Raw genomic sequence first — 22,809 nt, 5'->3', positions numbered from 1 at the left:
GCCCTGTCGCCGCGTCAACCGGGAGCCTTTTCAGGCCTGTTCGCGGATCCGCTGCGCCAGCTGCGGCGGCATCGGCTCGTGCCGGGCGTAGCTGCGGTCGAACCGTCCGGTGCCGTGCGACACCGAGCGCAGGTCGATCGCGTACCGCCCGATCTCGATCTCCGGCACCTCGGCCCGCACCAGGGTCCGGCCCGGGCCGGCCTGGTCGGTGCCGACGACCCGGCCGCGCCGCCCCGACAGGTCGCTCATGACCGGCCCCACGTACTCGTCGGGGACGAGGACCTGCACCTCGGCGACCGGCTCCAGGAGGTGGACCGGCACGTCGGCGGCCGCCTCGCGCAGCGCGAGCGCGCCGGCCGTCTGGAAGGCCGCGTCGGAGGAGTCCACCGAGTGGGCCTTGCCGTCCCGCAGGGTGATCCGGATGTCGACGAGCGGGTATCCGGCGGACACGCCCCGGGCCGCCTGGGCCCGTACCCCCTTCTCGACGGAGGCGACGAACTGGCGGGGGACGGCGCCGCCGACCACCTTGTCGACGAACTCGATGCCGCTCCCCGGAGGCAGCGGCTCCACGTCGATCTCGCAGATGGCGTACTGGCCGTGGCCGCCGGACTGCTTGACGTGCCGGCCCCGGCCCGCCGAGGCCGCGCCGAAGGTCTCCCGCAGCGGCACCTTGTACGGGACGGCGTCGACCTGCACTCCGTACCGGCCGCGGAGGCGCTCCAGGACGACGTCCTGGTGGGCCTCGCCGAGGCACCACAGCACGACCTGCCCGGTGTCCCGGTTCTGTTCGAGGCGCAGGGTCGGGTCCTCGGCGACCAGCCGCGCGAGGCCCTGGGAGAGCCGGTCCTCGTCGGCCTTGCCGTGGGCCTCGACGGCGAGCGGGAGCAGGGGTTCCGGCATGCTCCACGGCTCGATGAGCAGCGGGTCGTCCTTGGCGGAGATCGTGTCGCCGGTCTCCGCGCGGCCGAGCCGGGCGACGCAGGCGAGGTCGCCCGCGATGCAGTGCGCCTGCGGGCGCTGCTGCTTGCCGAACGGTGAGGTCAGCCCGCCGATCCGCTCGTCGACGTCGTGGTCCTCGTGCCCCCGGTCGGCGAGGCCGTGACCCGAGACGTGCACGGTCTCGTCGGGGCGCAGCGTGCCGGAGAAGACCCTGACCAGGGAGATCCGGCCCACGTAGGGGTCGGCCGCGGTCTTGACGACCTCGGCGACCAGCGGTCCTTCCGGGTCGCAGGCGATCGGGGGGCGGGGCCGGCCGTCGGGAGTGGTGACGGCGGGCGGCTCGTGCTCCAGGGGAGAGGGGAAGCCGCCGGTGATCAACTCCAGGAGTTCGAGGGTGCCGAGGCCCTGCGTGCCGCCGTCCGCGGCGGGCGCGGCCGCGAGCACGGGGTGGAAGGCGCCCCGGGCGACGGCCTTCTCCAGGTCGTCGACGAGCGTCTTCAGGTCGATCTCCTCGCCGCTCAGGTAGCGGTCCATGAGGGTCTCGTCCTCGCTCTCGGCGATGATCCCCTCGATGAGCCGGGCGCGGGCCTCCGCGATCAGCTCGCGCTGGCCCTCGTCGGGCGCGTCCTCCCGCCTCACCCCCGTGGAGTAGTCGAAGATCCGCTCCGAGAGCAGCCCGGCGAGACCGGTGGCGGGCGCGTGCCCGTCGGCGCCCTCGGGGCCGCGCACCGGCAGGTAGAGCGGCAGGACGGCGTCCGGGTCGTCACGGCCGAAGAGGTCGGCGCAGACGGCGGTGAGCTCGGTGAAGTCGGTGCGGGCGGTGTCGAGGTGCGTGACGACGATGGCGCGGGGCATCCCGACGGCGGCGCACTCCTCCCAGATCATGCGGGTGGAGGCGGCGACGGCGTCGGCCTCCTGAGCGGCCGAGACGACGAAGAGGGCCGCGTCCGCCGCGCGCAGACCGGCCCTCAGCTCCCCGACGAAGTCGGCGTATCCGGGGGTGTCGAGCAAGTTGATCTTGTAGTCGTCCCAGCCGACCGGGACGAGCGACAGCTGTACGGAGCGGTGCTGGCGGTGCTCGATCTCGTCGTAGTCGGAGACGGTGGCGCCGTCCTCGACCCGGCCGGGCCGGTTGAGCGCCCCGGCGGTCTGCGCGAGGGCCTCGACGAGGGTCGTCTTGCCCGATCCGCTGTGGCCGACCAGCACCACGTTGCGCACGGCCTGGGGCCGGTCGGCCGTCGGAGCCCTGCCGGCGGCCCCGGCGGGCGTGTTCGCCTTGTCACCCATGATGTGTTCCTCCCGACTGCTCGCACGGTGCGGCGGGACGCGGGCGCGGGGGAGTGGTGTGTCGCGGTACGGCTCCTGCGGTGCCCGCGGTGGTCCTTCGAGCTTTGCACCGCCGCCGTGACGCGTCCATACGTCGTACACCCACGGGCCCCGCGGGGGACCCCGACGCGGCGGGGGCGGGTGCCCGCCACGGCGGCGTGACGCGCGTGGCTACGATGGGTGAGCCGGTGGTCGTAGGGGCCGCGCGGCCCACCGAACCTCGGGAAGGCCATGCTGAACAAGTACGCGCGTGCCTTTTTCACGCGTGTCCTCACACCGTTCGCCGCGTTTCTGCTCCGCCGGGGCGTCAGCCCCGACGCCGTCACGCTCATCGGCACCGCGGGGGTGATGGCCGGTGCGCTGATCTTCTTCCCCCGCGGGGAGTTCTTCTGGGGCACGATCGTCATCACCCTCTTCGTCTTCTCCGACCTCGTCGACGGCAACATGGCCCGGCAGGCGGGGATCTCCAGCCGATGGGGCGCCTTCCTCGACTCGACCCTCGACCGGGTCGCCGACGGGGCGATCTTCGGCGGCTTCGCCCTCTGGTACGCGGGCGAGGGCGACGACAACGTGCTGTGCGCCGTGGCCATCTTCTGCCTCGCCAGCGGCCAGGTCGTCTCGTACACGAAGGCCCGAGGCGAATCGATTGGCCTGCCGGTCGCCGTCAACGGACTGATCGAACGCGCCGAGCGGCTCGTGATCTCGCTGGTCGCCGCGGGTCTCGCCGGACTGCACGCCTTCGGCGTGCCCGGCGTCCAGGTGCTGCTCCCGATCGCCCTGTGGATCGTGGCCGTCGGCAGCGCGGTGACCCTGGGGCAGCGGGTCGTGACGGTACGGCGGGAATCGGCCGAGGCGGACGCCGCCGCGGCCGCCCAGGGGGGCGGGGCGACATCATGAGCGAGTTCAAGGACCGACTGAGCGACGGGCTGTACGGCCTCGGCTGGGCGACCGTGAAGAAGCTGCCCGAGCCGGTGGCCACCGGCCTCGGCCGCCGGATCGCCGACCTGACGTGGAAGCGGCGCGGCAAGAGCGTCCTGCGCCTCGAATCCAACCTCGCGCGCGTGGTGCCCGACGCCACGCCCGAGCGGCTCGCCGAACTGTCCAAGGCCGGCATGCGCTCGTACATGCGGTACTGGATGGAGTCGTTCCGGCTGCCGACCTGGACCAAGGAACGGGTCGAGCAGGGCGTCGACATCAAGGGCGCCCACCACCTCAAGGAAGGCCTCGCCGCCGGCCGCGGGGTCGTCCTCGCCCTCCCGCACCTGGCCAACTGGGATCTCGCGGGCGTCTGGGTGACCCGCTCCCTCGGCATCCCCTTCACCACCGTCGCGGAACGCCTCAAGCCCGAGACCCTGTACGACCGCTTCGTCGCCTACCGGGAATCCCTCGGCATGGAGGTCCTGCCGCACACCGGCGGCTCCGCCTTCGGCACCCTCGCGCGGCGCCTGCGGGCGGGCGGCCTCGTCTGCCTCGTCGCCGACCGCGACCTCTCCGCCTCCGGCATCGAGGTCTCCTTCTTCGGCGACACCGCCCGCATGCCCGCCGGCCCGGCCATACTGGCCCAGCAGACCGGCGCGCTCCTCCTGCCGGTGACCCTCTGGTACGACGACACGGCCGTCATGCGCGGCCGCATCCACCCGCCCGTCGACGTCCCCGAATCCGGCACCCGCACCGACAAGACCGCCGCGATGACCCAGCAGCTCGCCGACGCCTTCGCCGGCGGCATCGCCGACCACCCGGAGGACTGGCACATGCTGCAGCGGCTGTGGCTCGCGGACCTGGAGGAACGGGGGGACGGGGCGGGGGCGGACGCTGGGGCTGAGCCCGTTGCCGGTTCCGGCGTCGCTGCCAGTGCAGGGGACACGACTTCGGACGGCCGTGAGGTCCGGGTCGCGGACGGGATCCGGGTCGCGGACGGGGCCCCGGCCTCGGACGGTGTCCCGGTAGAGCGCGGTGTCCCGGCCGAGCGCGGGGAGGAACGGCAGCCGTGAAGATCGGGATCGTCTGCCCGTACTCCTGGGACGTGCCGGGTGGCGTCCAGTTCCACATCCGAGACCTCGCCGAGCACCTCATCCGGCTCGGTCACGACGTCTCCGTGCTGGCACCCGCCGACGACGAGACCCCGCTCCCGCCGTACGTCGTCTCGGCCGGCCGGGCCGTGCCCGTGCCGTACAACGGCTCGGTGGCCCGGCTGAACTTCGGGTTCCTCTCCGCCGCCCGGGTGCGCCGCTGGCTGCACGACGGCACCTTCGACGTCGTCCACATCCACGAGCCGACGTCGCCCTCCCTGGGACTGCTCACCTGCTGGGCCGCCCAGGGACCGATCGTGGCCACCTTCCACACCTCGAACCCGCGCTCGCGCGCCATGATCGCCGCGTACCCGATCCTCCAGCCCGCCCTGGAGAAGATCAGCGCGCGCATCGCGGTCAGCGAGTACGCGCGCCGCACGCTCGTCGAGCACCTCGGCGGCGACGCCGTCCTCATCCCCAACGGCGTCGACGTGGACTTCTTCGCCCGCGCCGAACCGAAGAGGGAGTGGCAGGGCGAGACCCTCGGCTTCATCGGCCGGATCGACGAACCGAGGAAGGGCCTGCCCGTCCTCATGCGGGCCCTGCCCCGCATCCTCACCGAACGCCCCGGGACCCGGCTCCTCGTCGCCGGACGCGGCGACGAGGAGGAGGCCGTGGCGTCGCTGCCGGCCGAGATGCGCTCCCGCGTGGAGTTCCTCGGCATGGTCAGCGACGAGGACAAGGCGCGGCTGCTGCGCAGCGTCGACGTGTACGTGGCGCCCAACACCGGCGGCGAGAGCTTCGGCATCATCCTCGTCGAGGCCATGTCGGCCGGTGCGCCCGTCCTCGCCGCCGACCTCGACGCGTTCGCCCAGGTCCTCGACCAGGGCGGGGCCGGCGAGCTCTTCGCCAACGAGGACGCCGACGCGCTCGCCTCCGCCGCGATCCGGCTCCTCGGCGACGCGCCGCGGCGGGCCGAGCTCAGCGCCCGTGGCTCCGCCCACGTCCGCCGGTTCGACTGGTCCACCGTCGGTGCGGACATCCTCGCCGTGTACGAGACCGTCGCCGACGGGGCCGCCGCCGTCGACACCGACGAACGCGTCGGCCTCCGAGCCCGCCTGGGCCTCTGACCCGACCCCCACGCCGTCCGCCCCGCCTCTCCTGCCGAGGGCGGGGCGTACGGCGTGCCCCCGCACCCCGTTGCGGGCCCACCGGACGCCGCACCCGCTTCCGCCACCCCCTTGTGGGCACTCGTCCGCCAGGCGCGGTGCCCACAACGGGGTGGCGGGCGCGGCCCACACGGTGGGCGGGCCGGCGGCCAGAGCGCGGGCCCACACGGGGGTGGGCGGCGGTGCGGACGGCCGGTCCGGGCGGTGGGCGGTGTGGGTGGGGGCAGGGCGGGGGAGGGTCGGGGGATGGGGATGATCGAGAGGGTCGAGTTGGGGGAGTCGTCGAGGCCGGGGGAGGAGTGGGGAGGCCCGCACCCGAGGGTGGAGCCGGTCCTGGGCTACGTACTGCGGCACCCCGCCGTACGGCTGCTGTTCGACACGGGCGTGGGCGAGGGCTCCCTGGAGACGGACGCGCACTACCGCCCGGTGCGGCGCGGCCTCCCCGTGGGCCCGGCCGACGTGGACCTGGTGGTGAACTGCCATCTGCACTTCGATCACATCGGCGGCAATCAGGGGTTCCCGGAGACGCCGGTCCTGGTGCAGCGGAAGGAGCGGGCGGCGGGGCGCCCGGTGCGTGTCCTGTTCGCCCATGACCGCGACCTTTGGAAAGGGATGCTGCCGCGGCCCCGGTAGCCTGTGCGCCCGTGACCGAAACCCTGATCTGGACCGTCGTGGCGCTGATTCTCATCGGCGTCTATCTCAGCTGGACCGCCGGACGGCTCGACCGGCTGCACTCCCGCATCGACGCGGCCCGCGCGGCCCTGGACGCGCAGTTGCTGCGCCGGGCCTCGGTCACCCAGGAGCTCGCGACGTCGGGTGTGCTCGATCCGGCCGCGTCGATCGTGCTGTACGAGGCGGCGCACGCGGCCCGGCAGGCCGAGGAGGACCACCGGGAGGTCGCCGAGAGCGAACTGAGCCAGGCGCTGCGGGCGGTGTTCGGAGAGCCGGAGCAGGTGGAGCTCGTACGGGAGGCGCCCGGGGGCGAGGAGGCGGCGGGGGAGCTCGCGCAGGCGGTGCGCCGGGTGCCGATGGCCCGCCGTTTCCACAACGACGCGGTGCGGGCGGCCCGTGCGCTGCGCCGCCACCGCAAGGTCCGCTGGTTCCGGCTCGCGGGCCACGCGCCGTTCCCGCTGGCCTTCGAAATGGATGACGAGCCGCCTGTGGCCCTTGCCGATCGTCCGGCCTGACAGCCCGTAACCTGCGAAAACGATCCACTGGATCCACATTGGCCCTTGCTGTGGACCGCAGGTGGACTGTTTCCTCACTCTTGTCGTCAATCGCTGTTGTCACGAGTGAGGTACTTGTGTCCACCACGCCTTCCCCCTCCCCCCAGTCCCCCGAGACCGGCACCGCCCGTGTGAAGCGCGGCATGGCCGAGCAGCTCAAGGGCGGCGTGATCATGGACGTGGTCAACGCCGAGCAGGCGAAGATCGCCGAGGACGCCGGCGCCGTGGCCGTCATGGCCCTGGAGCGGGTCCCCGCGGACATCCGCAAGGACGGCGGCGTGGCCCGCATGTCCGACCCGAACATGATCGAAGAGATCATCGGCGCGGTGTCCATCCCGGTCATGGCCAAGTCCCGCATCGGTCACTTCGTCGAGGCCCAGGTCCTCCAGTCCCTCGGCGTCGACTACATCGACGAGTCCGAGGTCCTGACCCCGGCCGACGAGATCAACCACTCCGACAAGTGGGCCTTCACGACCCCCTTCGTCTGTGGCGCCACCAACCTGGGCGAGGCCCTGCGCCGCATCGCCGAGGGTGCGGCCATGATCCGCTCCAAGGGCGAGGCCGGCACCGGCAACGTCGTCGAGGCCGTCCGCCACCTGCGCCAGATCAAGAACGAGATCGCCAAGCTGCGCGGCTTCGACAACAACGAGCTGTTCGCCGCCGCCAAGGAGCTGCGCGCCCCGTACGAGCTCGTCAAGGAGGTCGCCGAGCTCGGCAAGCTGCCGGTCGTGCTGTTCTCCGCCGGTGGCGTCGCCACCCCGGCCGACGCCGCGCTCATGCGCCAGCTCGGTGCCGAGGGCGTCTTCGTCGGCTCCGGCATCTTCAAGTCGGGCGACCCGGCCAAGCGCGCCGCCGCCATCGTGAAGGCCACCACCTTCTACGACGACCCGAAGGTCATCGCGGACGCCTCCCGCAACCTGGGCGAGGCCATGGTCGGCATCAACTGCGACACCCTCCCCGAGTCCGAGCGCTACGCCAACCGGGGCTGGTAAGCACCGATGAACGCCTCTCCCGTGATTGGTGTCCTGGCCCTCCAGGGCGACGTACGGGAGCACCTGATCGCCCTGGCCGCGGCTGACGCCGTGGCCAGGCCGGTGAGGCGCCCCGAGGAGCTCGCCGAGGTCGACGGCCTGGTCATCCCCGGTGGTGAGTCCACCACCATCTCCAAGCTGGCCGTGCTCTTCGGCCTCATGGAGCCGCTCCGCGAGCGCATCGCCGCGGGCATGCCGGTCTACGGCACCTGCGCCGGCCTGATCATGCTGGCCGACAAGATCCTCGACCCGCGTTCGGGCCAGGAGACCTTCGGCGGCATCGACATGATCGTCCGCCGCAACGCCTTCGGGCGGCAGAACGAGTCGTTCGAGGCCGGCGTCACCGTCACGGGCATCGAGGACGGCCCCGTCGAGGGCGTCTTCATCCGCGCCCCGTGGGTCGAGTCCGTCGGCGCCGAGGTCGAGGTCATCGCCGAGCACGGCGGCCACATCGTCGCCGTACGGCAGGGCAACGCCCTGGCGACCTCGTTCCACCCCGAGCTCACGGGGGATCACCGGATCCACGCCCTGTTCGTCGACATGGTGCGCGCCGCGGGTTGATCCGATCCCGGTAGGATCTCTGGGGTTCGTTCAGAAATGGGTTACGCGAAGGAGACAGGCAGATGTCCGGCCACTCTAAATGGGCTACGACGAAGCACAAGAAGGCCGTGATCGACGCCAAGCGCGGCAAGCTCTTCGCGAAGCTGATCAAGAACATCGAGGTCGCGGCCCGCACCGGTGGCGCCGACCTCGACGGCAACCCGACGCTCTTCGACGCCGTCCAGAAGGCGAAGAAGCAGTCGGTCCCGAACAAGAACATCGACTCCGCGCTCAAGCGCGGTGCGGGTCTCGAAGCCGGCGGTGCCGACTACGCGACGATCATGTACGAGGGCTACGGTCCGAACGGTGTCGCGGTGCTCATCGAGTGCCTCACCGACAACCGCAACCGCGCCGCCTCTGACGTGCGCGTGGCCATGACCCGCAACGGCGGCTCCATGGCCGACCCGGGCTCGGTCTCGTACCTGTTCAACCGCAAGGGCGTCATCGTGCTGCCCAAGGGCGAGCTCTCCGAGGACGACGTGCTGGAGTCGGTGCTCGAGGCCGGCGCCGAGGAGGTCAACGACCTCGGGGAGTCGTTCGAGATCATCAGCGAGTCCACCGACCTGGTCGCGGTCCGCACCGCGCTCCAGGAGGCCGGCATCGACTACGACTCCGCCGAGTCGAGCTTCGTTCCGACGATGCAGGTCGAGCTGGACGAGGAGGGCGCGCGCAAGATGTTCAAGCTGATCGACGCGCTGGAGGACAGCGACGACGTGCAGAACGTCTTCGCCAACTTCGACGTCAGCGACGAGGTCATGGCCAAGGTCGACGCCTGATCGAGGTCTTGCACAGCAGCGGGCCGACGGGACACACCCCGTCGGCCCGCTGCGTTGTCAGTGCCACCCGATAGCCTGCACAAACAGACTTGCGAACAGGGAGGAGCACCGTGCGCGTACTCGGGGTGGACCCCGGCCTCACCCGGTGCGGCGTCGGCGTCGTCGAGGGCGTCGCCGGACGGCCCCTGACCATGCTCGGCGTCGGCGTGGTGCGGACGGCCGCGGACGCGGACATCGGCGTGCGGCTCGTCGGCATCGAGCGCGGCATCGAGGAGTGGCTCGACCGCTTCTCGCCCGAACTGGTCGCCGTCGAGCGGGTGTTCAGCCAGCACAACGTGCGTACGGTGATGGGCACGGCCCAGGCCAGCGCGGTCGCCATGCTGTGCGCCTCACGCCGCGGCATCCCCGTCGCCCTGCACACCCCCAGCGAGGTCAAGGCCGCCGTCACCGGCAGCGGACGCGCCGACAAGGCCCAGGTCGGCGCCATGGTGACCCGGCTGCTCCGGCTCTCCGCCCCGCCCAAGCCGGCCGACGCCGCCGACGCGCTCGCCCTCGCCATCTGCCACATCTGGCGGGCCCCCGCGCAGAACCGCCTCCAGCAGGCCGTCGCACAGAACCGTCTCCAGCAGGCGGTCGCCCAGCAGGCGTCCGCAGTGAAAGGCCGAACCCGATGATCGCCTTCGTCAGCGGCCCGGTCGCCGCGCTCGCCCCCACCACCGCCGTGATCGAGGTCGGCGGCGTCGGCATGGCCGTCCAGTGCACGCCGAGCACCCTCTCCGCGCTGAGGGTCGGCCAGGACGCCCGGCTCGCCACCTCCCTGGTCGTCCGCGAGGACTCCCTCACCCTGTACGGCTTCGCCGACGACGACGAGCGGCAGGTCTTCGAGCTGCTCCAGACCGCCAGCGGCGTCGGCCCCCGCCTCGCGCAGGCGATGCTCGGCGTGCACAGCCCCGACGCCCTGCGCCTCGCGTTCGCCACCGGCGACGAGAAGGCCCTCACCGCCGTCCCCGGCATCGGCAAGCGGGGCGCGCAGAAGCTCCTCCTCGAACTCAAGGACAAGCTCGGCGCCCCACTCGGCAGCAGCGGCCTGGTCGGCGCCCAGCGCGCCGCGGCCTCCGGCCCGGCACCGTGGACCGAGCAGCTCTCCGCCGCGCTGATCGGCCTGGGCTACGCAAGCCGCGAGGCGGAGGAGGCGGTCAGCGCCGTCACCCCGCAGGCCGAGGCCGCCCTCGCCGAGACCGGCACCGCCCCCGTGCCGCAGCTGCTCCGCGCGGCGCTGCAGACCCTCAACCGCACCCGCTGACCCGCCGTCCGCTGCCCCGCCGACCAGACCGTACGAACGAGAAGGCATCACCGTGAACTGGGACGACGACATCACCGCCGAGGCACCCGAGGCCGAGGCGCGCATCGTCGGCGCCTCCGCCGAAGGGGACGACCAGGCCGTCGAGGCGGCCCTGCGCCCCAAGGACCTCAGCGAGTTCGTCGGCCAGGAGAAGGTCCGCCAGCAGCTCGACCTGGTCCTCAAGGCCGCCCGCCAGCGCGGTGCCACCGCCGACCACGTGCTGCTCTCCGGCGCCCCCGGCCTCGGCAAGACCACCCTCTCGATGATCATCGCGGCCGAGATGAACGCCCCGATCCGCATCACCTCGGGCCCCGCCATCCAGCACGCCGGCGACCTCGCCGCGATCCTCTCCTCCCTCCAGGAGGGCGAGATCCTCTTCCTCGACGAGATCCACCGGATGTCCCGGCCCGCCGAGGAGATGCTCTACATGGCGATGGAGGACTTCCGCGTCGACGTCATCGTCGGCAAGGGCCCCGGCGCCACCGCCATCCCGCTGGAGCTCCCGCCCTTCACCCTGGTCGGCGCCACCACCAGGGCCGGACTCCTGCCGCCCCCGCTGCGCGACCGCTTCGGCTTCACCGCCCACATGGAGTTCTACGACCCGGGCGAGCTCCAGCGGGTGATCCACCGCTCCGCCGGACTCCTCGACGTCGAGATCGACCCGGCCGGCGCCGCCGAGATCGCCGGCCGCTCCCGCGGCACCCCCCGCATCGCCAACCGCCTGCTGCGCCGCGTCCGCGACTACGCGCAGGTCAAGGCCGACGGATCGATCACCCGCGAGATCTCCGAGGCCGCCCTCAGCGTGTACGAGGTCGACGGCCGCGGCCTCGACCGGCTCGACCGCGCGGTCCTGGAGGCCCTGCTCAAGCTCTTCGGCGGCGGACCGGTCGGTCTGTCCACCCTCGCCGTCGCCGTGGGGGAGGAGCGCGAGACCGTCGAGGAGGTCGCCGAACCCTTCCTCGTACGGGAGGGACTGCTGGCCCGTACGCCCCGTGGTCGGGTCGCCACACCGGCGGCCTGGACCCACCTCGGACTGGTTCCGCCGCAGGCAGGCGGCCCGGGAGCACACGGAAGCGGACAACAGGGGCTCTTCGGGGCGTGACGGTGCCGACACTCGCCCGGACCGGAACCAGGGTGCGATGCTGGACGTTGTTCCATCGATGCGGACTCGCCTAGACTCCGCCGATGCCGCCCTTTCCGGTCGGCGCGCCCACCCCCGAAGATCAGGCCGCGGGTTCTCCGCGACCATGCGAAGGAATCCCGTCCCGTGAACATCGTGACCCTCCTCCCCTTCATCGTCCTCATCGGGGCCATGTTCCTGATGACCCGCTCTGCCAAGAAGAAGCAGCAGGCAGCGGCGCAGATGCGCAACGAGATGCAGCCCGGCACCGGCGTACGGACGATCGGGGGGATGTACGCCACCGTCAAGGAGATCGGCGACGAGACCGTCCTCCTCGAGGTCGCCCCCGGCGTGCACGCGGTCTACGCCAAGAACGCGATCGGCGCGGTCCTCGAGGACTCCGAGTACAACCGCATCGTCCACGGCGACGAGGAGGAGTCCGACTCCGACACCGTCGTCCCGGACGACGCCTCCTCGCTGACCGAGGCCGCCGACGCCGAGGGCACGAAGAAGGACGCCGACGCGCCGAAGGCCGATCTGACGAAGAAGTCGGACGCGGCCGAGGCCGGCACCGAGGGCCAGAAGGACGGCAAGGCCGACGGCGAGACCGACGCGAAGTAGTCGCGGCCGGGGACCGCGCGCCCGCCCACCGGCGAGCGCGGCCCCCGGAACGGTTCCACGTCTGCGGGGGCAGGTCCCCACACACACTTCGTGGCCGCCTCGCGCACACCCGGCGCGGGGCGGTTGGACAGGGAGATACGACAGGTGGCAGCACCGAAGAAGGGCCGAAGGCCGGCGGGGGGACAGAGCCGTCCGGGCCGCGCCCTGGCAATCATCCTGATCGCCATGGTCGCACTCACCGGCGGCATGTTCTGGTCGGGGCACACCACCCCGCGCCTCGGCATCGACCTCGCCGGCGGTACGTCGATCACGCTCAAGGCGAAGGCCGATCCCGGCCAGGAGTCCGCGGTCAACGAGACCAACATGAACACGGCGGTCGGCATCATCGAGCGCCGTGTCAACGGCCTGGGTGTCTCCGAGGCCGAGGTCCAGACGCAGGGCCGCGAGAACATCATCGTCAACATCCCTCGCGGGACGAACGAGAAGCAGGCCCGTGAGCAGGTCGGCACCACCGCCCAGCTCTACTTCCGGCCCGTTCTCGCCGTGACGAACGGTGCTCCGCAGGCGGCCCCGAGCGCCACGCCCTCGGGCTCCCCCTCGGCCAAGCCGTCGGCGTCCGCCACCGGTGCCACCGCGGGCGAGAAGAAGTCGGCGACCCCGACGGCCACCGCCTCCACCCAGGGCCGCGCGCTCACCGAGGCCCTCAAGGCCCCGAGCCCGACGCCCACCACCTCGGCCTCCGCGAAGCCGTCGGCCACCGGGACCCCCCAGGCGACCCCGAAGCCCGACCCCGCCACCGCGGCGCTCGAGCAGAAGTTCACCGCCCTGAACTGCCTCGACCCCAAGCAGCGCACCGCCGCCGGCCAGCGCGTCAAGCCCACCGAGCCCACCGTGGCCTGTGGCGAGGACGCCCCCGGCGTGTGGTCGAAGTACCTGCTCGGCCCGGCCGAGGTCAGCGGCCGTGACGTCGACGACGCCAAGGGCGTCCTCGACCAGCAGCGCGGCATGTGGATCGTGACCATGGACTTCACGGACGCGGGTTCGAAGAAGTTCCAGGCGATCACCAGCAAGCTGTCGGCGCAGACGGACCCGCAGAACCGCTTCGCCATCGTCCTGGACGGCGAGGTCGTCTCGGCCCCGTCGGTCCGCCAGACGCTGAGCGCCAGCGCGGAGATCTCCGGCAACTTCACGCAGCAGACGGCCCAGGACCTCGGCAACATCCTGTCGTACGGTGCCCTGCCCCTGACGTTCGAGACGCAGAGCGTCGACACCGTCACCGCCGCCCTCGGCGGCGACCAGCTGGAGGCGGGCCTCATCGCGGGCGCCATCGGCCTCGCGCTGGTCATCATCTACCTGGTCGCCTACTACCGCGGCCTGTCGCTGATCGCCATCCTCAGCCTCGGCGTCTCGGCGCTCCTCACCTACGTGATCATGGCCCTGCTCGGCCCGGCCATCGGCTTCGCGCTGAACCTGCCGGCCGTCTGCGGCGCCATCGTCGCCATCGGCATCACCGCGGACTCGTTCATCGTGTACTTCGAGCGCATCCGCGACGAGCTCCGCGAGGGCCGGACGCTCCGCCCGGCCGTCGAGCGCGCCTGGCCGCGCGCCCGCCGCACCATCCTGGTCTCCGACTTCGTGTCGTTCCTGGCCGCGGCCGTGCTGTTCATCGTCACCGTCGGCAAGGTCCAGGGCTTCGCGTTCACGCTCGGCCTGACCACCCTGCTCGACATCGTCGTGGTGTTCCTCTTCACCAAGCCGGTCATGACGCTCCTGGCGCGGACCAAGTTCTTCGGCAACGGCCACCCGTGGTCCGGCCTGGACCCGAAGCGCCTGGGTGCCAAGCCGCCGCTGCGCCGCACCCGCCGTGCCCACGCCCCCGTCGACGCGAAGGAGGCGTGAGATGTCGAAGCTCGGCGATCTCGGCGCCCGGCTCCACCGCGGTGAGGTCGGTTACGACTTCATCGGCAACCGCAAGATCTGGTACGGCCTGTCCATCCTGATCACCATCACCGCCATCGTCGCCCTGGCCGTCCGCGGCCTCAACATGGGCATCGAGTTCCAGGGCGGTGCCGTCTTCACGACCCCGAAGACGGACGTCTCCGTCAGCCAGGCGCAGGAGTACGCGGAAGAGGCCTCCGGCCACGACGCGATCGTCCAGCAGCTCGGCAACGGCTCCCTGCGCATCCAGGTCGGCGGTCTCGACACCGCCCAGTCCGACCAGGTCCGCGCGGAGCTCGCCGAGGACCTGAAGGTCGCCGAGGACAAGATCGCGGCCGAGCTGGTCGGCCCCAGCTGGGGTGAGCAGATCGCCAACAAGGCCTGGACCGGCCTGGCGGTCTTCATGATCCTCGTGGTGATCTACCTGGCCATCGCCTTCGAGTGGAGAATGGCGGTCGCGGCACTGATCGCCCTCATCCACGACCTCACCATCACCGTCGGCATCTACTCGCTGGTCGGTTTCGAGGTCACCGTCGGTACGGTCATCGGTCTGCTGACGATCCTCGGTTACTCGCTGTACGACACGGTGGTGGTCTTCGACTCGCTCAAGGAGCAGACGAAGGACATCACCAAGCAGAGCCGCTTCACCTACAGCGAGCTGGCCAACCGTTCGATCAACGGCACCCTGGTCCGTTCGATCAACACCACCGTCGTCGCGCTGCTGCCGGTCGCCGGCCTGCTCTTCATCGGTGGCGGCGTCCTCGGCGCCGGCATGCTCAACGACATCTCGCTGTCGCTGTTCGTGGGTCTCGCCGCCGGCGCGTACTCCTCGATCTTCATCGCCACCCCGCTCGTCGCCGACCTCAAGGAGCGCGAGCCGTCGATCAAGGCCCTGAAGAAGCGCATCCTGGCCAAGCGCGCGAGCGCCGCCGCCAAGGGCGAGTCGGCGGACGAGGCGGACGTGCTGTCCGACGACGCCGAGACCGCCGTCGTCGGCCCCCGCGTGAGCCGTCGGGGCACCCAGGAGCACCGAGGATGACCGCCGAGGCCCAGGACGTCACCGAGCTCCTGCTCAGCCGCATCCGCGACGTCCCCGACTACCCGAAGCCGGGCGTGCTGTTCAAGGACATCACGCCGCTGCTGGCGGACCCGGCGGCGTTCACGGCCCTCACCGACACCCTCGCCGGGCTGTGCACCGCGCACGGCGCGACGAAGATCGTCGGCCTCGAGGCGCGCGGCTTCATCCTGGCCGCTCCGGTGGCCGTCCGCGCGGGCCTGGGATTCATCCCGGTCCGCAAGGCCGGCAAGCTCCCCGGGGCCACGCTCAGCCAGGCGTACGAGCTGGAGTACGGCACCGCCGAGATCGAGGTGCACGCCGAGGACCTGGCCGCGGGCGACCGCGTCATGGTCATCGACGACGTCCTCGCCACCGGCGGCACGGCCGAGGCCTCGATCGAGCTCATCCGCCGTGCCGGCGCCGAGGTCGCGGGCGTCGCCGTCCTCATGGAGCTGAGCTTCCTGCCGGGCCGCGCCCGGCTGGAGCCGGCCCTGGGCGGCGCACCGCTCAACGCGCTGATCACGGTCTGACACCACGGCCCGTGCACGGGGGCGCTCCGGGGAATCCCCGGGGCGCCCCCGTCGTTTTCCCCTGTGACCCGGTACGGCGCCCGGTGTGCGCGCTTCGTCCCCGCCGGGGCCGCCGCCGACCCGGGCGCGTGCGCATCCGGACGCGTGGCTCGATACCATGGCCTTTCCGGGCCTGACCGGGGGACCCGGCACCGCACGAGGAGCGCTCTTGCCAGACGAGGCCCAGTCACTCTCCGCCGCGCAGCCCGACCCGAAGGCCGACAAGGCCGCGACGGGAACCGGCGCGCCCCAGAACAAGCCCGCGGAGACCCGGCCCGCGCCGGAGGCGCCCACACCGGCGCCCGCGCCCGCCCCGGCCTCGACTGCCCGGCCCGCACCGGCCGCCCCCGCCCGCTCGGGAGGCTCCTCCAACCGGGTCCGCGCCCGCCTCGCCCGCCTCGGCGTCCAGCGCTCCTCCCCGTACAACCCGGTCCTCGAACCGCTGCTGCGGATCGTCCGCTCCAACGACCCCAAGATCGAGACGGCGACCCTCCGCCAGGTCGAGCGCGCCTACCAGGTCGCCGAGCGCTGGCACCGCGGCCAGAAGCGCAAGAGCGGCGACCCGTACATCACGCACCCGCTCGCGGTCACGACGATCCTCGCCGAGCTCGGCATGGACCCGGCGACGCTTATGGCCGGCCTCCTGCACGACACCGTCGAGGACACCGAGTACGGCCTGGAGGACCTGCGCCGCGACTTCGGCGACCAGGTCACCCTGCTCGTCGACGGCGTCACCAAGCTCGACAAGGTCAGGTTCGGCGAGGCCGCGCAGGCCGAGACGGTCCGCAAGATGGTCGTCGCCATGGCCAAGGACCCGCGCGTCCTGGTCATCAAGCTCGCCGACCGCCTGCACAACATGCGCACCATGCGCTACCTCAAGCGGGAGAAGCAGGAGAAGAAGGCCCGCGAGACCCTCGAGATCTACGCGCCCCTGGCCCACCGCCTGGGCATGAACACCATCAAGTGGGAGCTGGAGGACCTCGCCTTCGCGATCCTCTACCCCAAGATGTACGACGAGATCGTCCGGCTCGTCGCCGAGCGCGCCCCCAAGCGGGACGAGTACCTCGCCATAGTGACCGACGAGGTCCAGACCGACCTGCGCGCCGCCCGGATCAAGGCCACCGTCACCGGCCGCCCCAAGCACTACTACAGCGTCTACCAGAAGATGATCGTCCGCGGCCGTGACTTCGCGGAGATCTACGACCTGGTCGGCATCCGTGTCCTCGTCGACACGGTCAGGGACTGCTACGCCGCCCTCGGCACCGTCCACGCGCGATGGAACCCGGTCCCCGGCCGGTTCAAGGACTACATCGCGATGCCGAAGTTCAACATGTACCAGTCGCTGCACACGACGGTCATCGGACCCAACGGCAAGCCCGTCGAACTCCAGATCCGCACCTTCGACATGCACCGCCGGGCCGAGTACGGCATCGCCGCACACTGGAAGTACAAGCAGGAGGCCGTCGCCGGCGCCTCCAAGGTCCGCGCCGACGTGCCGAAGAAGGCCGGCAAGGACGACCACCTCAACGACATGGCGTGGCTCCGCCAGCTCCTCGACTGGCAGAAGGAGACCGAGGACCCCAGCGAGTTCCTGGAGTCCCTGCGCTTCGACCTCTCCCGCAACGAGGTCTTCGTCTTCACGCCCAAGGGCGACGTCATCGCGCTGCCCGCGGGCGCCACCCCCGTCGACTTCTCGTACGCCGTCCACACCGAGGTCGGCCACCGCACCATAGGAGCGCGGGTCAACGGGCGGCTCGTGCCCCTCGAATCGACCCTCGACAACGGCGACCTGGTCGAGGTCTTCACCTCCAAGGCCGCCGGCGCCGGGCCCTCCCGCGACTGGCTGGGCTTCGTCAAGTCGCCGCGCGCCCGCAACAAGATCCGCGCCTGGTTCTCCAAGGAGCGCCGCGACGAGGCCATCGAGCAGGGCAAGGACGCCATCGCGCGGGCCATGCGCAAGCAGAACCTGCCGATCCAGCGGATCCTGACCGGCGACTCGCTCGTCACCCTCGCCCACGAGCTGCGCTACACCGACATCTCCTCGCTGTACGCGGCGATCGGCGAGGGCCACGTCACCGCCCAGTCCATCGTGCAGAAGCTGGTCCAGGCGCTCGGCGGCGAGGAGGCCGCCACCGAGGACATCGAAGAGGCCGCCCCGCCGACCCGCGGCCGCTCCAAGCGCCGCTCCAACGCCGACCCCGGTGTCGTCGTCAAGGGCGTCGAGGACGTCTGGGTGAAGCTGGCCCGCTGCTGCACCCCCGTCCCCGGCGACCCGATCATCGGCTTCGTCACCCGCGGCAGCGGCGTGTCGGTCCACCGCAGCGACTGCGTCAACGTGGAGTCGCTGTCCCGGGAGCCGGAGCGGATCCTGGACGTCGAGTGGGCCCCGACCCAGTCGTCGGTCTTCCTCGTCGCCATCCAGGTCGAGGCGCTCGACCGGTCCCGGCTGCTCTCGGACGTCACCCGGGTCCTCTCGGACCAGCACGTCAACATCCTGTCGGCGGCCGTCCAGACCTCCCGCGACCGGGTGGCCACCTCCCGCTTCACCTTCGAGATGGGCGACCCGAAGCACCTCGGCCACGTCCTCAAGGCGGTGCGCGGCGTGGAGGGCGTGTACGACGTGTACCGCGTGACCAGCGCCCGACGCCCGTAGCGCGACCCCACGAGGAAGGCCCCCGGCGCGCTGCCGGGGGCCTTCCTCGTACGTGCTACGGCCTTCAGCCGCCGAACTCCTCCAGGCCCTTCAGGGCCTGGTCGAGCAGGGCCTGACGGCCCTCGAGCTCGCGGGAGAGCTTGTCGGCCTTCGCGTCGTTGCCGGCGGCACGGGCCGCGTCGATCTGCTTGCGCAGCTTCTCCACGGCGTCCTGGAGCTGGCCGGTCAGACCCGCGGCACGCGCGCGCGCCTCCGGGTTCGTCCGGCGCCACTCGGCCTCCTCGGCCTCCTGGATCGCCCGCTCCACCGTGTGCATCCGGCCCTCGACCTTGGGACGGGCGTCACGCGGGACGTGGCCGATGGCCTCCCAGCGCTCGTTGAGGGAGCGGAAGGCCGTGCGCGCCGCCTTCAGATCCGTCACCGGCACCAGCTTCTCGGCCTCGGTCGCGAGCTCCTCCTTCAGCTTGAGGTTCTCGGTCTGCTCCGCGTCCCGCTCGGCGAAGACCTCGCTGCGCGCCGCGAAGAAGACGTCCTGGGCGCCGCGGAAGCGGTTCCACAGGTCGTCCTCGTGCTCGCGCTGGGCGCGGCCGGCCGCCTTCCACTCCGTCATCAGGTCGCGGTAGCGGGCCGCCGTGGTGCCCCAGTCGGTGGAGTTCGACAGCGACTCCGCCTCGGCGACCAGACGCTCCTTCGCCTTGCGGGCGTCCTCGCGCTGGGCGTCCAGGGAGGCGAAGTGTGCCTTGCGGCGCTTCGAGAACGCCGAGCGGGCGTGCGAGAAGCGGTGCCACAGCTCGTCGTCGGACTTGCGGTCGAGCCGGGGAAGGCCCTTCCAGGTGTCCACGAGCGCCCGCAGCCGCTCGCCGGCCGAACGCCACTGCTCGCTCTGGGCCAGTTCCTCGGCCTCGGTGACGAGCTTCTCCTTGGCGGAGCGGGCCTCGTCGGTCTGCTTCGCCTTCTGGGCCTTGCGCTCCTCGCGGCGCGAGTCGACCGACTCGACGAGCTTGTCCAGCCGGGCGGCGAGCGCGGCCAGGTCGCCGACGGCGTGGTGCTCGTCGACCTGCTGCCGGATGTGCTCGATCGCCGCGGTGGCGTCCTTCGCCGAGAGGTCGGTGGTCCTCACGCGCTTCTCGAGGAGGCCGATCTCGACCACCAGGCCCTCGTACTTGCGCTCGAAGTAGGCCAGGGCCTCCTCAGGGGTGCCGGCCTGCCACGATCCGACGACCTTCTCGCCCTCGGCCGTCCGCACGTACACGGTGCCCGTCTCGTCGACGCGGCCCCACGGGTCGCTGCTCACAGCGCCTCCTCACCATGATGCCGTCGCGGGGTCGTACCCCCCGGGCATCGTCCACAGTTTCCCGGCGGGCCTCGCCCGCCTTCCGCAGCGCGCCCGAAGGCCCACGCTGCACAACGCCAATCTAGGCGAACCGCGGCCCGGCTGTCCGCACTCAGCGCGACCGAGATTCGAGGGTCGCGCGAGTGCGGACGTCCGGGGTCACTTCTTGGCGACGGTCGCCTTCTCGATGGTGACGGCCTTCTTCGGAGCACCGTCCGAGGCGCCGCCGTCGACACCGGCCGCGGCGACGTCCTGGACGGCCTTCAGACCGGCCGCGTCGATCTTGCCGAACGGGGTGTACGTCGGGGGCAGCTTGGTGTCCTTGTACACGAGGAAGAACTGCGAGCCGCCGGTGCCCGGCTGGCCCGTGTTGGCCATGGCGACGGTGCCGGCCGGGAAGGTCACCGTGCCGTCCGCGCCCGCCTTGCCGAGGGCACCCAGGTTCTCGTCGGGGATCGTGTAGCCGGGGCCGCCGGTGCCGTCGCCCTTGGGGTCACCGCACTGGAGCACGAAGATGCCCTGGGTGGTGAGCCGGTGGCACTTGGTCCCGTCGAAGTACTTCTTGTCCGCGAGGTGCGCGAAGGAGTTCACCGTGCGCGGGGTCTTCGCCGCGTCCATGGTGATCGTGATGGCGCCCTCGTTCGTCTTCAGGGACATCGCGTACGTGGCCTTCGCGTCCACGGTCAGCTTCGGCTCCGGGCTCGCCGCCTCGCTCTTCGTGGGCGTGGGCGCGGCCGTGGTCGGCGTGTCGCCCACCGCGTTGTCCTTGCCCTTGTCGGGGCCCGTCAGCTCCACGGAGGCGTACACGGCAGCGCCCGCCGCCAGCACCACCGCGAGGCCGGCCGCGATGACGGTGTTGCGGCGCTTCGCCTTGCGCCGGTTCTCCTCCCGCCGCTGCTGCTGCCGCGCGTACTTCTCCCTGGCAAGCTGCCGCCGTCGCTGATCGCTGGTGACCACCGGTTCCGCTCCTTGTCGCTCGTCTGTTCCCGTCCGGGCCGGATGTGCCCGTACCGTATACGGGTTGGCTGTGGAACCGGCACCGCCGGTAGGCTCTGATCTGCCGCATTCCGTGTTTTCCGCGAGTTCCGCGCCCCCGTGCCGGACGACATCTAAGGACGAACGTGCTGATTGCCGGGTTCCCCGCCGGGGCCTGGGGGACCAATTGCTATCTGGTCGCCCCCGCCGCAGGCGAGGAGTGCGTGATCATCGACCCCGGCCACCAGGCCGCCCAGGGTGTCGAGGAGACGCTGAAGAAGCATCGGCTCAAGCCCGTCGCCGTCGTCCTCACCCACGGACACATCGACCACGTCGCCTCCGTCGTCCCGGTGTGCGGCGCCCATGACGTCCCCGCGTGGATCCACCCGTCCGACCGCTACATGATGAGCGACCCGGAGAAGGCCCTCGGCCGCTCCATCGGTATGCCCCTCATGGGCGAACTGACCGTGGGCGAGCCCGACGACGTGCGCGAGCTCACCGACGGCGCCGAACTGAAGCTCGCCGGTATGGACTTCTCCGTCGCCCACGCGCCCGGTCATACCAAGGGGTCGGTGACCTTCAGGATGCCCGAGACCACGGAGATCCCGTCCGTGTTCTTCTCGGGGGACCTGCTGTTCGCCGGCTCCATCGGACGCACCGACCTTCCCGGCGGTGACATGGACGAGATGCTCGCTTCGCTGGCCCGTGTGTGCCTGCCGCTCGACAACTCGACCGTGGTGCTGTCGGGACACGGTCCCCAGACGACCATCGGCCAGGAACGCGCCACCAACCCCTATCTGCGGGACGTGGCGGCCGGCCTCGGGAGCACGGACGCTCCCCGACGAGGAATGTGACGACTTTCGTGAGCACCTTCAAGGCCCCCAAGGGCACGTACGACCTGATCCCGCCCTTCTCCGCCAAGTACCTGGCGGTCCGCGACGCCATCGCCGAGCCGCTGCGGAAGTCCGGCTACGGCTACGTCGAGACCCCCGGCTTCGAGGACGTGAACCTCTTCGCCCGCGGCGTCGGCGAGTCCACCGACATCGTCAGCAAGGAGATGTACGCCTTCGAGACCAAGGGCGGCGACAAGCTCGCCCTGCGTCCCGAGGGCACCGCCTCCGTGCTGCGCGCCGCCCTGGAGTCCAACCTCCACAAGCAGGGCAACCTGCCGGTCAAGCTCTGGTACTCCGGCTCGTACTACCGCTACGAGCGCCCGCAGAAGGGCCGCTACCGCCACTTCTCCCAGGTGGGCGCGGAGGCGATCGGCGCCGAGGACCCGGCGCTCGACGCCGAGCTGATCATCCTCGCCGACCAGGCGTACCGCTCGCTCGGCCTGCGGAACTTCCGCATCCTGCTGAACTCGCTCGGCGACAAGGAGTGCCGCCCCGTCTACCGCGAGGCGCTCCAGGACTTCCTCCGCGCCCTCGACCTCGACGAGGAGACCCGCCGCCGCATCGAGATCAACCCGCTGCGCGTCCTCGACGACAAGCGCGAGGCCGTCCAGAAGCAGCTGGTCGGCGCGCCGCTGCTGCGCGACTACCTGTGCGACGCGTGCAAGGCGTACCACGAGGAGGTGCGCGCCCTGATCACCGCGGCGGGCGTCGTCTTCGAGGACGACGCCAAGCTGGTCCGCGGCCTCGACTACTACACCCGCACCACCTTCGAGTTCGTCCACGACGGCCTCGGCTCGCAGTCGGCGGTCGGCGGCGGCGGCCGCTACGACGGCCTCTCCGAGATGATCGGCGGCCCCGCGCTGCCGTCCGTGGGCTGGGCGCTCGGCGTGGACCGCACGGTCCTCGCCCTGGAGGCCGAGGGCGTCGAGCTCGACATCCCCGCCGCGACCAGCGTCTTCGCCGTGGCGATCGGCGACGAGGCCCGCCGCCTGCTCTTCGGCAAGGTCACCGAGCTGCGCCGGGAGGGCGTCGCCGCCGACTTCTCCTTCGGCGGCAAGGGCCTCAAGGGCGCCATGAAGGACGCCAACCGCTCGGGCGCCCGCCTCGCCGTCGTCGCCGGCGAGCGCGACCTCGCCGAGGGCGTCGTCCAGCTCAAGGACATGGAGTCCGGCGAGCAGCAGGCCGTCCCGGTCGACGGCCTCGTCGACGCCGTCAAGGCCAAGCTGGCCTGA

20 protein-coding genes and 1 pseudogene are annotated in these 22,809 nt (G+C 71.6%); 18 read left to right on the top strand and 3 right to left on the bottom strand.

The features are described 5' to 3' along the window. Positions 1-30: 30 nt before the first annotated feature. A complete protein-coding gene (locus ACIQFX_RS17925) occupies positions 31-2,226 on the bottom strand; it encodes an elongation factor G-like protein EF-G2 (RefSeq protein WP_402464106.1) in 2,196 nt (731 codons plus the stop codon). A 270-nt stretch (positions 2,227-2,496) separates the two neighbouring features. Between ACIQFX_RS17925 and pgsA the strand changes: the two genes are divergently transcribed. The 16 genes and pseudogenes from pgsA (at position 2,497) to ACIQFX_RS17845 (ending at position 18,376) form a co-directional block, all read left to right on the top strand. Further along, a complete protein-coding gene (gene pgsA / locus ACIQFX_RS17920; protein WP_402464104.1) occupies positions 2,497-3,162 on the top strand; it encodes a phosphatidylinositol phosphate synthase in 666 nt (221 codons plus the stop codon). Beyond that, positions 3,159-4,055, top strand: a pseudogene (locus ACIQFX_RS17915) (phosphatidylinositol mannoside acyltransferase); the annotation flags it as partial. The gene pgsA and the pseudogene ACIQFX_RS17915, both read left to right, overlap by 4 nt. 197 nt (positions 4,056-4,252) lie before the next feature. After that, a complete protein-coding gene (locus tag ACIQFX_RS17910) occupies positions 4,253-5,404 on the top strand; it encodes a glycosyltransferase family 4 protein (protein WP_402464102.1) in 1,152 nt (383 codons plus the stop codon). A gap of 285 nt (positions 5,405-5,689) precedes the next feature. Next, positions 5,690-6,076 (top strand): MBL fold metallo-hydrolase, encoded by a 387-nt coding sequence (locus tag ACIQFX_RS17905; RefSeq protein WP_402464100.1) that lies wholly within the window; start codon positions 5,690-5,692, stop codon positions 6,074-6,076. Positions 6,077-6,087: 11 nt separating this feature from the next. Next, positions 6,088-6,630 (top strand): hypothetical protein, encoded by a 543-nt coding sequence (locus tag ACIQFX_RS17900; RefSeq protein WP_384897068.1) that lies wholly within the window; start codon positions 6,088-6,090, stop codon positions 6,628-6,630. 116 nt (positions 6,631-6,746) lie between these two features. Then, positions 6,747-7,661: a pyridoxal 5'-phosphate synthase lyase subunit PdxS gene (gene pdxS / locus ACIQFX_RS17895; RefSeq protein ID WP_402464097.1), complete on the top strand. Its 915-nt coding sequence runs from the start codon at positions 6,747-6,749 to the stop codon at positions 7,659-7,661. A 6-nt stretch (positions 7,662-7,667) separates the two neighbouring features. Beyond that, positions 7,668-8,261, top strand: a complete 594-nt coding sequence (gene pdxT / locus ACIQFX_RS17890; RefSeq protein WP_402464095.1) for a pyridoxal 5'-phosphate synthase glutaminase subunit PdxT — start codon at positions 7,668-7,670, stop codon at positions 8,259-8,261. Between the two features lie 62 nt (positions 8,262-8,323). After that, the gene (locus ACIQFX_RS17885; protein ID WP_367820379.1) at positions 8,324-9,076 is read left to right on the top strand and encodes a YebC/PmpR family DNA-binding transcriptional regulator; all 753 of its coding nucleotides are present in this window, start codon (positions 8,324-8,326) and stop codon (positions 9,074-9,076) included. Between the two features lie 110 nt (positions 9,077-9,186). After that, positions 9,187-9,750, top strand: a complete 564-nt coding sequence (ruvC, locus tag ACIQFX_RS17880; RefSeq protein ID WP_362564850.1) for a crossover junction endodeoxyribonuclease RuvC — start codon at positions 9,187-9,189, stop codon at positions 9,748-9,750. Further along, on the top strand, positions 9,747-10,379 hold the full coding sequence (gene ruvA / locus ACIQFX_RS17875; protein WP_402464093.1) for a Holliday junction branch migration protein RuvA: 633 nt from the start codon (positions 9,747-9,749) through the stop codon (positions 10,377-10,379). The genes ruvC and ruvA overlap by 4 nt, the downstream gene beginning before the upstream one ends. A 52-nt stretch (positions 10,380-10,431) precedes the next feature. Continuing rightward, on the top strand, positions 10,432-11,520 hold the full coding sequence (gene ruvB / locus ACIQFX_RS17870) for a Holliday junction branch migration DNA helicase RuvB (RefSeq protein ID WP_402464090.1): 1,089 nt from the start codon (positions 10,432-10,434) through the stop codon (positions 11,518-11,520). Between the two features lie 165 nt (positions 11,521-11,685). Next, the gene (gene yajC, locus ACIQFX_RS17865; protein WP_402464088.1) at positions 11,686-12,159 is read left to right on the top strand and encodes a preprotein translocase subunit YajC; all 474 of its coding nucleotides are present in this window, start codon (positions 11,686-11,688) and stop codon (positions 12,157-12,159) included. 144 nt (positions 12,160-12,303) lie between these two features. Then, the gene (gene secD / locus ACIQFX_RS17860) at positions 12,304-14,058 is read left to right on the top strand and encodes a protein translocase subunit SecD (protein WP_402464086.1); all 1,755 of its coding nucleotides are present in this window, start codon (positions 12,304-12,306) and stop codon (positions 14,056-14,058) included. Position 14,059: 1 nt separating this feature from the next. Continuing rightward, positions 14,060-15,136 (top strand): protein translocase subunit SecF, encoded by a 1,077-nt coding sequence (gene secF, locus ACIQFX_RS17855; RefSeq protein WP_402464084.1) that lies wholly within the window; start codon positions 14,060-14,062, stop codon positions 15,134-15,136. Further along, a complete protein-coding gene (locus tag ACIQFX_RS17850) occupies positions 15,133-15,684 on the top strand; it encodes an adenine phosphoribosyltransferase (RefSeq protein ID WP_402464082.1) in 552 nt (183 codons plus the stop codon). The genes secF and ACIQFX_RS17850 overlap by 4 nt, the downstream gene beginning before the upstream one ends. A 208-nt stretch (positions 15,685-15,892) precedes the next feature. Further along, on the top strand, positions 15,893-18,376 hold the full coding sequence (locus tag ACIQFX_RS17845) for a RelA/SpoT family protein (protein WP_402464080.1): 2,484 nt from the start codon (positions 15,893-15,895) through the stop codon (positions 18,374-18,376). A 64-nt stretch (positions 18,377-18,440) separates the two neighbouring features. On the opposite strand, the gene ACIQFX_RS17840 is transcribed toward ACIQFX_RS17845, so the two are convergent. Both ACIQFX_RS17840 and ACIQFX_RS17835 read right to left on the bottom strand, forming a co-directional pair. Next, positions 18,441-19,670: a DUF349 domain-containing protein gene (locus ACIQFX_RS17840; RefSeq protein WP_402464078.1), complete on the bottom strand. Its 1,230-nt coding sequence runs from the start codon at positions 19,668-19,670 to the stop codon at positions 18,441-18,443. Between the two features lie 198 nt (positions 19,671-19,868). Beyond that, positions 19,869-20,666, bottom strand: a complete 798-nt coding sequence (locus ACIQFX_RS17835; RefSeq protein WP_402464076.1) for a peptidylprolyl isomerase — start codon at positions 20,664-20,666, stop codon at positions 19,869-19,871. A gap of 164 nt (positions 20,667-20,830) precedes the next feature. On the opposite strand from ACIQFX_RS17835, the gene ACIQFX_RS17830 reads away from it, so the two are divergent. Together ACIQFX_RS17830 and hisS are read left to right on the top strand one after the other, a co-directional pair. Then, positions 20,831-21,538, top strand: coding sequence for an MBL fold metallo-hydrolase (locus ACIQFX_RS17830; RefSeq protein WP_402464074.1), 708 nt, complete (start codon positions 20,831-20,833; stop codon positions 21,536-21,538). Positions 21,539-21,546: 8 nt separating this feature from the next. After that, complete coding sequence (gene hisS / locus ACIQFX_RS17825) at positions 21,547-22,809, top strand: histidine--tRNA ligase (protein WP_402464072.1); 1,263 nt, start codon at positions 21,547-21,549, stop codon at positions 22,807-22,809.

Source organism: Streptomyces sp. NPDC093089, assembly GCF_044754405.1.
Taxonomy (GTDB): Bacteria; Actinomycetota; Actinomycetes; order Streptomycetales; family Streptomycetaceae; genus Streptomyces.
The sequence above is the reverse complement of the archived record's forward strand: the minus strand, read 5'-3'. Positions and strand labels throughout refer to the sequence as shown.

Excerpts from the sequence above, each read along its gene's own strand:
- secF (WP_402464084.1), top strand. The coding sequence starts at position 14,060 with ATGTCGAAGCTCGGCGATCTCGGCGCCCGGCTCCACCGCGGTGAGGTC.
- pgsA (WP_402464104.1), top strand. The coding sequence starts at position 2,497 with ATGCTGAACAAGTACGCGCGTGCCTTTTTCACGCGTGTCCTCACACCG.
- ACIQFX_RS17850 (WP_402464082.1), top strand. The coding sequence starts at position 15,133 with ATGACCGCCGAGGCCCAGGACGTCACCGAGCTCCTGCTCAGCCGCATC.
- ACIQFX_RS17925 (WP_402464106.1), bottom strand. The coding sequence starts at position 2,226 with ATGGGTGACAAGGCGAACACGCCCGCCGGGGCCGCCGGCAGGGCTCCG.
- ACIQFX_RS17885 (WP_367820379.1), top strand. The coding sequence starts at position 8,324 with ATGTCCGGCCACTCTAAATGGGCTACGACGAAGCACAAGAAGGCCGTG.
- ACIQFX_RS17905 (WP_402464100.1), top strand. The coding sequence starts at position 5,690 with ATGGGGATGATCGAGAGGGTCGAGTTGGGGGAGTCGTCGAGGCCGGGG.
- pdxT (WP_402464095.1), top strand. The coding sequence starts at position 7,668 with ATGAACGCCTCTCCCGTGATTGGTGTCCTGGCCCTCCAGGGCGACGTA.
- ruvA (WP_402464093.1), top strand. The coding sequence starts at position 9,747 with ATGATCGCCTTCGTCAGCGGCCCGGTCGCCGCGCTCGCCCCCACCACC.